Source organism: Colwellia meonggei, assembly GCF_057537295.1.
In genome coordinates this window covers 39,738-55,441 of sequence record NZ_BAAJLZ010000010.1, presented here as the reverse complement: position 1 = coordinate 55,441, position 15,704 = coordinate 39,738, and the positions used below count along the sequence as shown (strand labels likewise).

General features: G+C 37.0%; 12 protein-coding genes. 11 read left to right on the top strand and 1 reads right to left on the bottom strand.

The window, feature by feature from the left end:
* Positions 1–91: 91 nt before the first annotated feature.
* Positions 92–2,266 (bottom strand): TonB-dependent receptor family protein, encoded by a 2,175-nt coding sequence (locus tag AC27E9_RS17655; protein WP_487132464.1) that lies wholly within the window; start codon positions 2,264–2,266, stop codon positions 92–94.
* 490 nt (positions 2,267–2,756) lie between these two features.
* On the opposite strand from AC27E9_RS17655, the gene AC27E9_RS17650 reads away from it, so the two are divergent.
* The 11 genes from AC27E9_RS17650 to AC27E9_RS17600 all read left to right on the top strand — a co-directional run bounded on the left by AC27E9_RS17650 (position 2,757) and on the right by AC27E9_RS17600 (position 15,696).
* A complete protein-coding gene (locus AC27E9_RS17650) occupies positions 2,757–3,359 on the top strand; it encodes a hypothetical protein (RefSeq protein ID WP_487132462.1) in 603 nt (200 codons plus the stop codon).
* Between the two features lie 117 nt (positions 3,360–3,476).
* A complete protein-coding gene (locus AC27E9_RS17645) occupies positions 3,477–4,733 on the top strand; it encodes an oligosaccharide flippase family protein (RefSeq protein WP_487132460.1) in 1,257 nt (418 codons plus the stop codon).
* On the top strand, positions 4,730–5,938 hold the full coding sequence (locus tag AC27E9_RS17640) for an O-antigen ligase family protein (RefSeq protein ID WP_487132458.1): 1,209 nt from the start codon (positions 4,730–4,732) through the stop codon (positions 5,936–5,938). Before AC27E9_RS17645 ends, AC27E9_RS17640 begins: the two co-directional genes overlap by 4 nt.
* A gap of 1 nt (position 5,939) precedes the next feature.
* The gene (locus AC27E9_RS17635) at positions 5,940–7,118 is read left to right on the top strand and encodes a glycosyltransferase family 4 protein (protein WP_487132456.1); all 1,179 of its coding nucleotides are present in this window, start codon (positions 5,940–5,942) and stop codon (positions 7,116–7,118) included.
* A gap of 11 nt (positions 7,119–7,129) precedes the next feature.
* Entirely contained in the window at positions 7,130–8,182 is a 1,053-nt protein-coding gene (locus AC27E9_RS17630; RefSeq protein WP_487132454.1) for a glycosyltransferase, read from the top strand.
* 168 nt (positions 8,183–8,350) lie between these two features.
* The gene (locus tag AC27E9_RS17625; protein WP_487132453.1) at positions 8,351–10,054 is read left to right on the top strand and encodes a heparinase II/III family protein; all 1,704 of its coding nucleotides are present in this window, start codon (positions 8,351–8,353) and stop codon (positions 10,052–10,054) included.
* Positions 10,051–11,277, top strand: coding sequence for a glycosyltransferase family 4 protein (locus AC27E9_RS17620; protein WP_487132451.1), 1,227 nt, complete (start codon positions 10,051–10,053; stop codon positions 11,275–11,277). Before AC27E9_RS17625 ends, AC27E9_RS17620 begins: the two co-directional genes overlap by 4 nt.
* Entirely contained in the window at positions 11,261–11,851 is a 591-nt protein-coding gene (locus AC27E9_RS17615) for a sugar transferase (protein WP_487132449.1), read from the top strand. The genes AC27E9_RS17620 and AC27E9_RS17615 overlap by 17 nt, the downstream gene beginning before the upstream one ends.
* A complete protein-coding gene (locus AC27E9_RS17610; RefSeq protein ID WP_487132447.1) occupies positions 11,848–12,486 on the top strand; it encodes an acetyltransferase in 639 nt (212 codons plus the stop codon). The genes AC27E9_RS17615 and AC27E9_RS17610 overlap by 4 nt, the downstream gene beginning before the upstream one ends.
* Positions 12,487–12,504: 18 nt before the next feature.
* Positions 12,505–13,689, top strand: a complete 1,185-nt coding sequence (locus tag AC27E9_RS17605; protein WP_487132445.1) for a DegT/DnrJ/EryC1/StrS family aminotransferase — start codon at positions 12,505–12,507, stop codon at positions 13,687–13,689.
* 123 nt (positions 13,690–13,812) lie between these two features.
* On the top strand, positions 13,813–15,696 hold the full coding sequence (locus AC27E9_RS17600; RefSeq protein ID WP_487132443.1) for a polysaccharide biosynthesis protein: 1,884 nt from the start codon (positions 13,813–13,815) through the stop codon (positions 15,694–15,696).
* Positions 15,697–15,704: the final 8 nt, after the last annotated feature.

Sequence of the window (15,704 nt, the reverse complement as noted above, 5' to 3'; positions counted from 1 at the left end):
ACTGCTAACAACAGTATAGTCATTGTTAGGTTTATTTTGCACATAAAAAAAGCGAGCTTAGTCGCTCGCTTTATCAAATTCATTATTAGCCTTAGAAGCTATATTTATAACCTACAGTAACACTACGTGGTTTACCTACCATAATAGAACCATGAGTTCGCGTTGCCATGTACTCTTTATCAAGTAAGTTATCTACGTTGAACGTAATTTCTTGATTATCAGCAATGCTGTAATGTGCAGCCATATCAACTACTGTGCGGCTTGCAATAGCTTCATCAGCATTTAAGCTACCTTGGCCTGCAGAAGTGCGCATTTCATCCATATAACGCACTAGTACATCACCACGCCATTTTTCACCGACAACACCAACACTCAATTGTAATTGATTTTCAGGCACATATGGCAATTCATCGCCAGCTATCACATCACCCCATGTATCTAAACCTGATTCAAATGAATTTTGAAATTCAGTTTCAGTAAATGTATAGGTTAAATTAACCGGAATTGATACTGTGTCAGCAGTAAACTCATAACCAGCTTTAGCTTCTATACCTGAAACCTTCACTTCGCCAGCGTTATATTGGTCGCCAACATTTTCATCATCACAACCTTGGCTGGCGGTACAGTTACCGTGCATATTGTCATAATCAGAATAGAAAAATAATGCTTCTGCACTCAATGTATCTTGATTAAAACGTAAGCCTAGCTCGTAATTGATACTTTCTTCATTCTCAGCTTTATCATTACCAGGTGCTGGCGGCGCGAAACCTTTTTGCACACCACCAATAATAACTAAGTCATTATTTACACGGTAAGTTACCGCAAGTGACGGTAATAACACGTCAACATCGTTACTAATATCTTTCGTCGTTGGTTCATTACGGTCGATAATACCTTTCCACTCTTTACGCGAAATAGTCATATCTTCATAACGTAAACCAGCATTAACAATAAAGTCACCAATGGTATATTCGTCATGCACAAACAACGCTAACGCTTCAGCTGAATCAATGCGATTCGAATCTGCGCCGTGAATTCCAGCTTCAGTCAATGTCATTTCATAAGATGAATTACTTAAACTATATTTATCAACCCACTGGAAACGGTCCATTTCATCTTCATGATAACGGGCACCAAACCTCACTTGATGATCACCCAAATCAGCATCTAATACCGTTTGAATACCTTTTGACTCATAATCACGACTATTTGCTTTAACATCAACGTTAATTTCATCACCAACAAATGTACCGTTGTCAAATGCAGCAGCGTCTTCAATACCACCTTTACTTAAACTTAAACCATTAACTTTGCTGGTTTTATACCAGTTACGGCTAAACTCGTTGTAATATGTCGTTGTGCCTAATGTAAAACGGTCTGATAATTGAATATGATGATTAACTTGAAATTGCTTATGGCTAGTATCCATATTATCAAGTTGTGACGTTGAATAGCGAGAATAAGGATTAGCATCAAAATCTGCTTTTGTTAAACCCATATAGGTTTCGTCTGAATCTTCATCTGAATACTTTAATTTAAACTCAAGTTCTTGATAATACTTAGCATCAGCGTCGCTATTGATTTTAACTTTCGCCATGATGTCATTTTTTACAAAACCAGTATCAGCATTTGTATGATTAATATCTTTAAAGCCATCAGCTTGGTAACGAAATACTTCAAATACTGACGAAACATTTTTACCAGCTCCACCCACATATGCGTGTGCTTTACCAAATCCGTCTTCACCTGCGCTTAAATTAATTTGCCCTGCTAACGCCTCTTCTGGAATTTCGCGTGATAACATGTTTACCACACCACCCGTTGTACGAGGGCCATACATTGCGCTTGAAGTGCCTTTTAATACTTCGATTTGTTGCATACGACCAGAAGTTGGGAAGTAATAAGCGGATGGAGCAGCATAAGGTGCGGGAGCCGCTAAAACACCATCTTCCATAATAGTGACTTTCTCACTACGATTTTGACCAGTGCCACGCATACCGATATTTGGGCGAAGTCCGTAACCATCTTCTTCTAATACATACACACCAGGAACAGATGTTAATGTACGCATAATATCAGTAAAGTCGAACTTCTCTAATTCTTCTTGAGAGATCAAATGAGCACTACCAGGAACATCATTTACAGATTGTGCATTACCAAAAATAGTAAGGTGCTCCATATCATCATCTGCAACTGCAGAATTCGAAATAGCGCTAACAACTGATAAAGCAATCAAAGCTGGTTGAAAAAAAGAAGAAATTCGCATGACTAAGCCTATAAAAGAAACAATTATTTTAATTGCGCGCATTAGACCATGAGATCAAACAAGAATCAATATCATTTGCATTATTTATAATGCTTGATTGATATAAGTCAAATTAATACCTGACAGGCTCACATTTAAACAATTTGAATTAAATCTTCATTATACTAGTGATCACTTCATTTGCCTGATTAACATTAAACTTACTTTCAACTAGCGACCAACTATTATTTGCCAACGCACTGATTATGGCCCTAATAACGTCAAATACTCTAATTAGTCCTTATTTGTACAAAATTCCACGTATTCTTATTAAAAAAGAGTGTTAAAAAGCTGTTAAATTCATTACTATTGAAGGTGTTAAAGCAGTGAAACGGATATTTCAGAGTTACCTAAATAAAATGGACAAAAAATGTTGCGATTCGCACAAGAACTACTTGTGAATGCAAGAGCACAACAACAATAAATTAATCTATTTTAGTGGAAAGAATAAATGTGTAATTTACTTAAGAGTTTTACTTTAATCGCTTTTTTAGTGTCAATATCTATTACATCTGCAAACGCAACGTTAATAGAGGCTGATTACCTGATAAATAACGACAGTAGTGCTGTTTTTGATACGGATACCGGTTTAACCTGGTTGGATTTAAGTAAAACAGCGGGTTTAAGCTATGTTGAAGCCGGTCAATTTGACAAAAACTATCGATATGCCACGCATTTAGAAGTCGAAGAGCTTTTTTCTCGATTTGATACCGCTGATTATTTAGCTATAGGTATCGCCACTAATGTTTCTGGAGAGATAAGAGTAGACGCACTTTCTTTTGCTTCTTTATTTGGTACTAACTTAGGTAGCTTCTCATATGGTCTATATAGCAATGAGTTTGGTATTTTAAATTATGCAGGAGTTTACACTGCAGGTACTAATATTATTGGTACTGACTGGGAATTTGATTATGAGGCATTTCGAACTTCGGGTAACCCAGCCTTTAGCACCTACCTCGTAAAAGTAAACGAACCGCAAACCTTTGCTATGCTAATGTTGAGCTTCATTCTCGTTATTAGGTTAACAAAAAAACAAAATACATCATTACGATGAAAATTTGAGCTTAAATATAAATTTAGCTTTCACCTCCAATTAATGTGTTTATTACAGTCTGTAACTAAACACATTTAATAGAGTTTTCCTGAGTGTCATAGGAATAAATGTAATCATATGTCTAACACTATGAAAACTTATGCGACTAGGCTAATTCTTGCAATAGTGACTTTTCTTACTAACGTTTTAATTGCCAGAAAGTTAGGAGCATCAGGTGTTGGTAATTATGCACTTATATTAGCTTCAGGAATGCTATTAGCACAGCTCCTATCCTTTGGATTTGAATCGGCATTACTCTACTTCACCAGCAAAAACGTTAAAAATCGCGATCATTTCATTAAGTTGTCTATAACTTACGCTCTTTGTTTTACTTTTCTCGTTGCAGTTATCATAACTATCCTAATCAGTTTTAGCATTTTAGACTTACAAAACGGTTATTTAATATGCTTAGTAATGCTATTTCAAATGTTGCAAAGTTTAGTTATAGCAATCAAAACTGGTGAAAGGCAACTATATTTAATTAATAAATGTCTTATTTTTTGTCATGGAATATTTTTCATTTTTGTCGCTTTTATTCTTCCAGCAGATTACCAAAACTATCCAACAATTGTTGGTGCATACGTATTTATATCATTCATATTTCTTGTTCTTATAACAAAAGATGTGAAATGGTTAGAGCGCTCATCCACTCAAACACTCAATATAGATCTATTCATTTACGCACGCCGCTCTTATGTCGCAAGCATCTCCGGCGTCATTCGCCTAAGAATTCAGATAATTATTCTTTCAGCATTTTCTATACCTTCAAGTCTCGGTATATTTTCAGTTGCCCAAAGCTTTACCGAAGCGTTATTCATTTTGCCCGTAATGTTAAGTTCATTACTTATTCCTTCGATTAGCAATTTGGAGAAAAAAGAACAAGAAAAGTCATTTATAAATTTTACCAAATTTTCTGTTTATAGCGGACTTATAATGGTTATTAGCATTCAATTGATTTCACCTATCATCATCCCCCTTATCTACGGAAAACAATATGCTGATGTAGTGAACATCCTTAGTGTCTTATCAATATCTATTATCTTTTATACCATCAACAAAATGTTTATGAGCTTTCTTTTTGCCATCAACAAACCTGAAATCTGTTCCCGTTCTGAGTTTATAGCCATGTGTATAGCTATTACTTGTTCTTTAATTTTAGCGCCTACCTATGGTGCAATGGGAATAGCAATATCAGCTGTACTTTCTGCAATGTCACTAACTATTATTTTGGTGCTATATTTGAAACACCTCTCTGATGTGAGAATACGAGATATTGTATTATTAAAGCGCGACGATTTTACTCTACTATTTGAGAGTATAGGTTTTAAGAAATGATTTTAGTAAAGCTAACATTATTATTATTACCATTTATAGCCTTGCTTTCTAACTATTTCAAAATCCATCAGTTACCTGAAGGCATATTAATGTTGACGCCAATAGGTTTACTACTTTTAAGCTTAGGGTTCCCCACTAAATACCGCACTCAATCAGCTACAACCCCCAGAATTATCATCACATTGTTTTTTACGTACATATTTTTTTCAAGCCTTTACGTTGTATTAAGTTCTCCAGAATTAGGATTAAAACCAATACTCGTTCAAGGGCTATCTTTTAGTTTGTGTATTTGGGTTTTAGTCTCTAATCACTTAAATAGAGAAAACTTAACCCGCTACTTTTCTATTTATTGTCAAAGTACATTTGTAATTGCAAGTATTTATATCCTTATTGTGATCCCTGTTTTATTGTCTCACTCTGGTGGGAGAGGCTGGGCATTTGTTTCTACAGAAGTACTTCCGAATAGAAATGATATGTCGCTATTCTTTTTAGTGGCTTTATGTGGCTTTGTTTTTCTCAACTTTAAAATAAATAAAAAGTTAAAATTAATCGCTATTGCCGTCATAGTTGTTGCATTACTTTTAACTTTTAGCAGATCATCATACCTATCCTTATTTTTACTCAGCTTTTACTTCATTTTAAAAAGTAAGCATAGAATGTGGATGATTTTCGCGTTCATTATCGTCATAATCCTCATTATTTCAATTGATGGTAATCCCATTGCAAACCGACTTGAATATACATTTGCGGGAAATACGGAAGGTGAATACGATGACTCAACCTCATTAAGAGTCGTTATTTGGGATCACGCTCTTAACTTGGCTTTTGAACATCCTATTTTTGGTGTGGGTCATGGCAGATCACCGTTTTGGAATAGTGACTATGTAGGCGAACATTCAGCACATATTATATTTGCTCATAATTACTTTATTACACAATTTTTCCAACTTGGGATAATCGGTTTATTATTAACATTCGCCGTTTTCACAATGGTTCCTGTAATGGCTAAGCGGCTACCTATAGGTGAGAAAAACTTTGTTATTTCGACGCTTATTCTATTTTTGATTATGTCCATGTCTGGCGATCCTATGTATGGATATAGTAAATTTATATTTATTTTACTTTACAGTGCTTTATTGAATTCGATTACAGCTATTTCGACGCAATCATCAAGCATGAAAAATCACAGAAAAAAAGGATTATAGTTTGAAAATAGTACACATATATGGTCACTCTTATGGTGGAAATTTTGTAATAACTCAGTTAAAAGAGTTAAAAAAGCAGCAACATGACTTATTAGTCATCTGTCCATCAAGTGGTCCTTTTTCAGACAGCTTAAAAGAACTAAATATCGACGTTAAGTTCATAGATTTTCAAGGAGCTAAAATCAGTGACATTCCAAAAATATTGACTAGCATTTGGAAAATAAGAAGAGCTATCAAAGCCTTTCAAGCTCAAATTGTTCACTATCACTTAATTAAAGCAATAATTGTTGGTCGACTTTCATGCGCCTTTTTAAAATCTGTTAAAACTTTTTCTCAGCTTGGTGGGCCGCTTACATTAGAAATGAAAATGTTCCGACGACTTGATTTGGCCACAGCCATGTTCGATGATAAAATTATTTGTTCAAGTTATAACATCCGCGATATTTATACTAAATATCGCGTTTCTCGTCATAAATGTGAAGTTTTACATTATGCATTTCCACTTACCCCTTTCTTGTCAACCAATAAAAAAGAAGCACGTGAATTAGTACGAGCAGAGTTTAATATTGAAGAGTCTTCAAATGTTATTGGTATGGTCGCCTATCTTTATGATTCAAATTTTAGACAGTTTAAAAATGTCGGTTTAAAAGGGCATGAAACTTTAATAGCTGCAGCCAAAGAAATAGTCAATAAACAAAAAAACACTATATTTCTCATTGTCGGGCAAGATATTGACGGTGGTGATAAATACTTGAAAAAATTAAAGCTACTTGTCTCGCAAACAAATTTAGAGGCAAACTTTATTTTTACAGGTTTTAGAAAAGACATTCCTCAACTTATTTCTGCAATGGACATCGTAGCTGTGCCATCACTTTCGGAGAACTGTGGTGGAGCCGTTGAGCCATTGTTAATGAAGGTTCCCGTTGTCGCGAGTAAAATAGGTGGGCTAACAGATATTGTTATTGAAAATCAAACTGGATGGCTTTGTACACCTGCAGATACCACTTCTCTGAACTCTGCACTGCAATTAGCATTGAATACCCCAGAGCCAAAAAGGAACGACATGGGCGAGCAAGGAAATAAATTAGTTAGTGAGTTGTTTAACCCTGAAGTAAATGGAGAAAAGCTGATAGCTATATACAAAAAAGCACTTTCTCCGTTTAATAAAGTAGAATTATAGCTATGCACTTTTTGGGTAACTTAAGTTCAGTTCATTTATCTACTTGGTTTAATTTATATCAGCAAGCGAATTTACCATATAAAGGTCTATATTCCGTGCACCCTCTTGTTGATGAGCATATCAACGCTAAGCAAGTTTACTTCTTATCAAAAATTTTGTCATACATACTGCTAGGTATCTATTTATTATTTAAGCTCCCTTCAAAAAGCATATTACATGCTCACGGAGCCTCTGGTTATGGCTTGTCAGCCTTGATTAGTAGAAAAAAGTTTGTTGTAACAGTATATGGTAGCGAAGTATTTGCAAGTCATAACTATTTTTATAACTTAATGATGAAGCTAGTTTTTATCCGTGCATCGGTAATTACTGTTACTTCAACAGCAGCTAGGCAAAAAATAATGACTCAGTTTGGTGTAAATGAAGAAAAAATAAGCCTATTCCATACAGGAATTGATACCATGTTGTTAAACACAAATAAAAGATCAAGTCCCTTATGGCAAGATAATAGTTCCTTCAAATGCTTATCAATGCGAAATACTGCTCCACATTATCAAACAAAAACAGTAATACAGTCTTTTCTGAATGCCACGCTACAAAATCAACTTGGAGAAAAACCACAACTCATTATTATTCTTGGAAATGGGGATAAAGGTTATTTTAATAAGCTAAAAAGTGATTATGACTCAGAATATATTATGTTTATTGACGAGCTCCTCAAACCAAGCGAAATACATGCATTAATCAATGGCAGCGATGTTTGTATTAATTTTCCCAAAACTGACCAACTCAGTGCAACCCTGCTTGAAGCTATTTACTATGGCAAGAAGGTCGTCTGCTCAGATGTTCCAGCGTACCAAGAGTTCTTTTCTCTTTGTGAACAGGCGGGAGTTCAACCAACTATTACATCCCCAGATGCTTTAGAAAAAACATTAATAGATGTTATGGCGGCAACGGCCCCTGCGACGGGAGTTGGGTCCACACTTATTGAACAATATTATTCTCAAACTAGTGCTGCTAACTTTTTCAAGCAAAGTATGAGCAAACATTTTGGCGAGCTTTCATAATATATGCTGTCCTTTAAGCCTGCTCTTAAATTCAAAAATCATTTTGGTGCTTTGCTAATAAAAGGAAAGCTAGCACTGAACCTTGGTTTATATAATATAGGTCGTATCATCCTATATAAAACCCTATTAAAATTTAAAAAAAGTACTCTACAGCCGGAGTATTTACAGATGGAGAATGGTGTATTTTTTAACACCATCAATGTCAAGAAGTCATGGTCTGTGCTTAACACCCATTGGCAAAATGACCATATATATTTTAGTTATTTGAATAAACAAGAAATCAGCCCCCCTAACTGGCATAGCAACATACTCAATGGGGTAGAGTTAGATAGCCAGTATACTCCATGGTATGACATTTCTGACTTTGATCAACGTCAAGGCGACATCAAAGGTGTGTGGGAAACATCACGTTTTGATTGGGCAATAGCACTAGCCCAACAAGCGGCTGTTGGTAACTCTGATAGTCTAAACAAGCTTAACCTATGGCTAAACGACTGGGTAAGTAATAACCCTACGGAGATGGGCGCTAATTGGAAGTGTGGACAAGAAGCATCTATACGTCTCATGCATTTCGCTATGGCGGCACTAATATTAGATCAGGCAAGTGACTGCTCTGCTTCATCTCGTAAGTTTATTTACGTCCATTTACAGCGAATATCTTCAACACTGTTATACGGCCTTGCACAAGATAACAATCACGGCACCTCAGAAGCTGCAGCGCTATATATTGGCGGGAGTTGGTTAGCACAGCAAGGATGTAAAACAGGGCATAAATGGCAAGTACTTGGTGAAAAATGGTTAGTCAATAGAGCGAATCGCTTAATAGCTGATGACGGTAGTTTTAGCCAATACTCTATGACATATCATCGAGTAATGCTCGACAGCTACTCAATGGTTGAAGCGTGGCGCAGGCATTTAAAACTGCCAAATTTACACTGTTCGCTATACAGAAAACTTAAACTAGCGACTTTTTGGCTATATTCAATGACACAATCGTCGACAGGCGCTGCACCTAACCTAGGTTCAAATGATGGTGCACGGCTATTGCCATTAACCAATGCTAATTACAGAGATTTCAGACCATGTATCCAGCTTTCATGCGCTTTATTTCTACATCAACGTGCATACGATAAAAACGAGCAATGGAATGCACCATTAAACTGGCTAAATATTGCAACTCCAGAACAACAGTTAGCTCTCCCCACTTCAAAAGACTTCTCTGATGGTGGCTACGGTGTGTTGATACACTCAGAAGCATTTGCACTGATTAATTACCCTCGTTATAGATTTAGGCCTCATCAGAATGACGCTCTACATATTGACTTTTGGTTAGACGGCGAAAATTTACTTCGAGATGCAGGTACATATAGTTACAACCACTCAGAAGAGACAACAAGATATTTTAATGGTGTAGAATCACACAATACTATCGAGTTTGATAATCATGAACAAATGCCCCGAATTAGCAGGTTTTTGTTATCGCATTGGCTGAAAACCAGTAAAAAGTCATTCAACTTTAGTGAATCCCTAAAAAATTTTTCAGCAACTTACAGTGATTACTTGGGTTGTACACATGAAAGGTCATTGGCACTGACAGATACCCATTTGAAGATTACGGATACTGTTTCTGGATTTAAAAAAACGGCAATACTTCGCTGGCGACTAAAGCCAGGCCAATGGAGGGTAACAGGTAATAAAATTTCTGATGATTTTCATTGCATAACAATTCAATCCAGCGTAAAAATAAAAAGAATAGAAATGACTAGTGGTATCGAATCGATTTATTACTTCCAAAAAAGTTCACTTCCCGTATTAGAAATCGAAATTAATGAACCAGGCACAATTACTACGGAATATAATTATAAGCAATGAGAATTCTGTACTTTCACCAGCATTTTTCAACCCCAAAAGGGGCTACGGGCATTCGCTCTTACGAAATGGCTAAGCGTTTGGTCAACAGTGGCCACCATGTCACCATGGTTTGTGGCAGTTATGACGGCGGACAAACAGGTTTAAGCAATAACTTCACTCGTGGCGTCAGAAAAGGCTATACGGACGGAATACACATTATAGAGTTTGATTTGGCTTACTCTAATTCAGATAGATTTCTTTCGCGCAGTCTTGTATTCATTAAGTACGCAGCTAAAAGTATATATCTAGCACTCACCGAAAAGTACGATATTGTTTTTGCTACAACAACACCTTTAACTGCAGGTATCCCAGGCATTTTTGCCAAATTGCTTCGTAGAAAAACCTTTGTTTTTGAAGTACGAGATTTATGGCCTGAACTTCCCAAAGCAATGGGCGTAATCAAAAACCCTATAATACTGACATTAATGTCGTGGCTTGAGTGGCTTTCATACAATACAGCAGATAGGTGTATTGGCCTATCTCCTGGAATAGTCGACGGTATAAAATCTCGTACGTCTAACGCTAAAAAAATAGCGTTAATACCAAATGGCTGTGATTTAGGCCTATTTTCTTCACCAAAATGTTCATACAGACCTAATGGTGTAAATGGTACAGACATTATGGCACTATTTGCTGGTACCCATGGTAAAGCAAATGGATTAGATGCTGTACTTGATATGGCGAAAGTCCTGCACAATAAAAACATTGAAAATATTAAAATTGTTTTGGTGGGTCAGGGAAGAGAGAAGCCAAATTTAATTCGTAGAGCGAAAGAACTAGAATTAACAAATGTAATTTTCCTTGAGCCTGTAAATAAGGAAAAATTATCTCAATTAATGCATAGCGCTGATGTCGGATTACAAGTACTCACAAACACCCCAGCCTTTTATTACGGTACATCTCCGAATAAATTTTTTGATTACATTGCATCAGGTTTACCCGTAATTAACAATTATCCTGGCTGGGTTGCAGACATGATTTCAAACCATCAGTGTGGCCTTGTAGTACCACCTGAAAATCCTAATTTATTTGCTGAAGCCCTAGTTTCTTTAAGCCAGAATAAAGAGCAAATTGCACCCTTTGGTCAGAACGCTTCAAAACTGGCTAAAGAATTTGATCGCGCTAAACTTGCCCTATTGTGGGAAAAGGAAGTGTTAGGAGGAATTAATGAAAAGGCTATTTGATATTATTATCTCCTTTACATCACTTATTTTACTATCACCTATCATTCTGGTGATTTCGTATCGAGTAAAGCAAGAGTTAGGATCTCCCATTTTATTTCAACAACCACGTCCTGGATTAAATAAACAAGTATTCTCATTAATAAAGTTCCGCTCGATGAAAGATGACTTAACACCACAAGGACAAGTATTAAATGATGCTGAACGCCTCACTCACTTTGGTCGAAAATTAAGAAGCTCTAGTTTGGATGAGCTTCCAAGTCTATGGTCAGTATTAAAGGGTGATATGAGCTTGGTTGGACCAAGACCGTTATTAGTTGAATATTTACCTCTTTACTCAAAAGAACAAGCTCGTAGGCACGAAGTAAAACCGGGCATTACAGGCTGGGCACAAGTTAACGGACGTAATGCCATAAGCTGGCAAGAAAAGTTTGAATTAGATATTTGGTATGTCGATAATCAATCTTTATGGTTAGATATCAAAATACTTTTCTTAACGGTTAAGAAAGTATTCACACAGGCTGATATTAATGCCAATGGAGAAGCAACCATGCGCAAGTTCACGGGTAACGAATGAAGAAATTTAAAACATTAATAATTGTTGGCGCAGGTGGTCATGGCCGAGTTATCGCTGATTGCGCAGAGCAAACTGACCAGTATAATAAAATATTCTTTCTTGACGATAGTGTTATTGAACGCAAAAATAATGCTGTATGGGAAATTAAAGGACCCATAAGTGATTGGAGTAAATATAGTGATAAAGCTGACTTTATTGTCGCATTAGGTAATAACTCGCTGCGATCAGGTATATTAAAACAATTACAAGCGGCTAGCGTAAGCATTGCTACTATAGTTCATCCAACGGCTTCTATCAGCTCAAATAGTAAGCTTGGACAAGGCGTTGTTGTATTTGCTAATGCCGTGGTTAATATCGGTAGCAATATAGCTGATGGCTGTATTATCAATACCGCGGCAACTATAGATCATGACTGCCAAATAGGCGAATTTAGCCATGTTTCTCCTGGTGCTAACCTCGCTGGCGGCGTCCATGTTGGAAAAATGTCTTGGTTAGGTATAGGCTGTTCAATCATTGAATGTATCAATATTGCTGAAAACTGCCAAATTGGCGCCGGAGCAGTTATCACTCAAAATACTGAAAGCAATTTTCTTTATCTAGGCGTGCCTGCCAGAGCTATCCGCCCACTAAAATAACAATAATTAGGAATAAACGTGCTAAATACTCAATTTTCATCATGGCCAAGTTTTACTGAAGAAGAAACATCAGCGGTGACCAAAGTACTTCATTCAAACAAGGTAAATTACTGGACAGGCCAAGAAGGAAGAAAGTTTGAGAAGGAATTTGCTGCATACACTGATAGTCAATACGCCATTGCTGTTGCCAATGGCACATTAGCATTAGACCTTGCCCTGCAAGCTTTAGATATAGGTAACGGTGACGAAGTTGTCGTAACGTCCAGAACTTTTATTGCCTCAATCAGTAGTATAATCAATGCTGGCGCTACACCAATTTTTGCCGATGTCGAACTCGATAGCCAAAATATCAGTGCTGAAACAATCAAAAAAGTATTAACTAAAAAAACAAAAGCCGTCATCTGTGTTCATTTAGCCGGCTGGCCTTGTGAAATGGACGACATCATGAGTTTAGCCAAAGATAAAGATTTGTTTGTTATTGAAGATTGTGCTCAAGCACACGGAACAAAATATAAAGGACGTTCTGTCGGTAGTATTGGCCATATTGGCGCTTGGTCATTTTGCCAAGATAAAATTATGACCACAGGTGGTGAAGGTGGCATGCTAACCACTAACGATGAACTACTATGGCGTAAAGCATGGGCCTATAAAGACCACGGTAAATCTTATGCTGCTGTTTACGAGAAACAACACCCTCCCGGTTATCGTTGGCTACATGAAAGTTTCGGTACAAATTGGCGCCTCACAGAAATGCAGTCGGCAATCGGACGGATTCAGCTTGAACGTATGGCTGACTGGACAAAAAAGCGTAATAAAAATGCTCAGCAAATTTTTCAAGTTTGCCAACAATACCCATGGTTAGTTGTACCAAAGCCCCCTGAGTATATTGTTCATGCTTACTATAAGTGCTACGTCATGTTGGATGAAAACAAATCTCCTAAAGGCATTTTTCGCGATGATATTATCAATACCATTAATGAGATCGGTGTGCCTTGTTATTCAGGAAGCTGTTCTGAAGTGTATAAGGAAATAGCATTCGAAAATACTGGTTTTCGACCAAAAACAGATTTAATGAATGCTAAAAAATTAGGCGAAATAAGCCTGATGTTTCTTGTGCATCCAACTCTTACAGATGATGAAATGACGACAATATGCAAATTACTAAAGCAAGCGTTAGATAAAATTAACAACATCAAGTCCTAAAACTGATTATTCACATTAAGTTAGCAATTAACTAATGACAATGTAACAATATATTGCAAGAATATAAGCTAAAAGATCGTTAGTGTAACTTTACGTTAAAACGACGTGTTGTAAGGTGTGCCCATGGTAAGACGAATAGATTTAATACCGAGTTCGGTTAAACTTATGCTGGCTATTGCCTATGATCTGATGGCGTTGAGCATCGCATTTTATCTCGCCTATATTATCAGGTTAGGTGTTGATAGCGTTCAAATATCATGGCATGAAAATGTTGGTTTTATTACCGTTGTTACTTCAACTTTAGCATTATTTTATATTTTTGATGTTTACAATTCTGTCGTAAGGTTTTTCAACGCCAAAGCATTTTTAAAAGTACAACTGTTGTTAATCATCGCCAGCACAATTTTATACCTGACAAGTTTCGTTTTTGACGCTTTTGTACCTCGTTCTGTGCCAATAGTTTTCCTTGTGCTTGCAAGTATTCAAATTGCTGGAGCGCGAGCATTATTTAGCTTGGTCACCAAAAAACATTGGTTTGATGAACGTGAGGGTGTAGTCATTTATGGTGCAAGCAGTGCTGGTAGGCAGTTATTTCACGCGCTATCACAAGGCAATAAGTATCAACCACTGGCATTTTTAGATGAGAAAAAGCGCTATGTTGGCAGAACTGTATTAGGGCTTAAAATTCACTCTCATCAAAATATTGAAAAGCTCATAAGAAAGTATGGTCAATTTAAGGTACTCATTGCTATACCGAAAGTAGATCCTATTCGGTTAAAACAAATTGTTGATAAACTGGAACCTTTTGCCCTAGAACTGCTTACCATACCTAGCCTATCTGATATTGTCTCTGGTAAACGCAGTATCGATGAGCTTAGAGAAGTTTCTGTTGACCAGTTGTTAGGGCGTAAACCGGTAAAACCTATCCCCGGGTTACTTAGTGCCAATATCACCGATAAAATTGTTATGGTTTCTGGTGCCGGTGGCTCAATTGGCAAAGAGCTGTGCCGGCAAATAGTTATCAACAACCCAAAAGAGCTTATCTTACTCGACGTTAGTGAAGCATTACTCTACGAAATCCACCAAGAGCTCAGCGAAGTTCTAAAAGAAACTAGCAACGATCTTCACATAGAACCACTAATTGGTAATGTGCAAAACGGCATGCTAATGACGCATATTTTCCATAAGCATAAAGTGCAAACCATATATCACGCGGCAGCCTACAAGCATGTACCTATGGTAGAAAACAATGTTATTGCTGGTGTAACCAATAATGTTCTTGGTACTCATGAAATAGCACAAGCCGCAATTTACTGTGAGGTAGAAACTTTTGTCCTCATTTCTACCGACAAAGCGGTAAGACCCACCAATGTTATGGGCGCAACTAAACGCTTAGCCGAACTTGTACTACAGGGCTTTGCCAAGAAAGATCATAACACCCGTTTTGTAATGGTGCGTTTCGGAAATGTATTAGGTTCATCGGGTTCGGTTGTACCATTATTTAAAAAGCAGATTAAGCGTGGCGGCCCTATCACAATTACTCACCCAGACATTATTCGCTACTTTATGACCATCCCAGAAGCAGCACAATTGGTTATACAGGCAGGCGCGATGGGAACAGGTGGCGATGTTTTTGTTTTAGATATGGGTAATCCTGTTAAGATTGTCGACTTAGCCTATAAAATGACTCACTTGATGGGGCTAACAATTAAAGATGACACTATGCCCAATGGTGACATTGCCATACATTATAGTGGCTTACGTCCTGGCGAAAAACTCTATGAGGAACTGTTGATAGACGACAACGCCAAAAAAACCACCCATCAGCGTATTTTAACCGCCAACGAGCGCTCTTTGCATTGGAGTGACGTTGCTATCATTATCGATCAATTAAAAGATGCTATGCGCGACGAAAATGAGGCAAAAATTAGAGAGTTACTAATTGCTGCACCGCTTGACTATCAACCCTCTTCGACCGATAAACCAAAGAAGTTGATTACGACGTAGCATCCTAA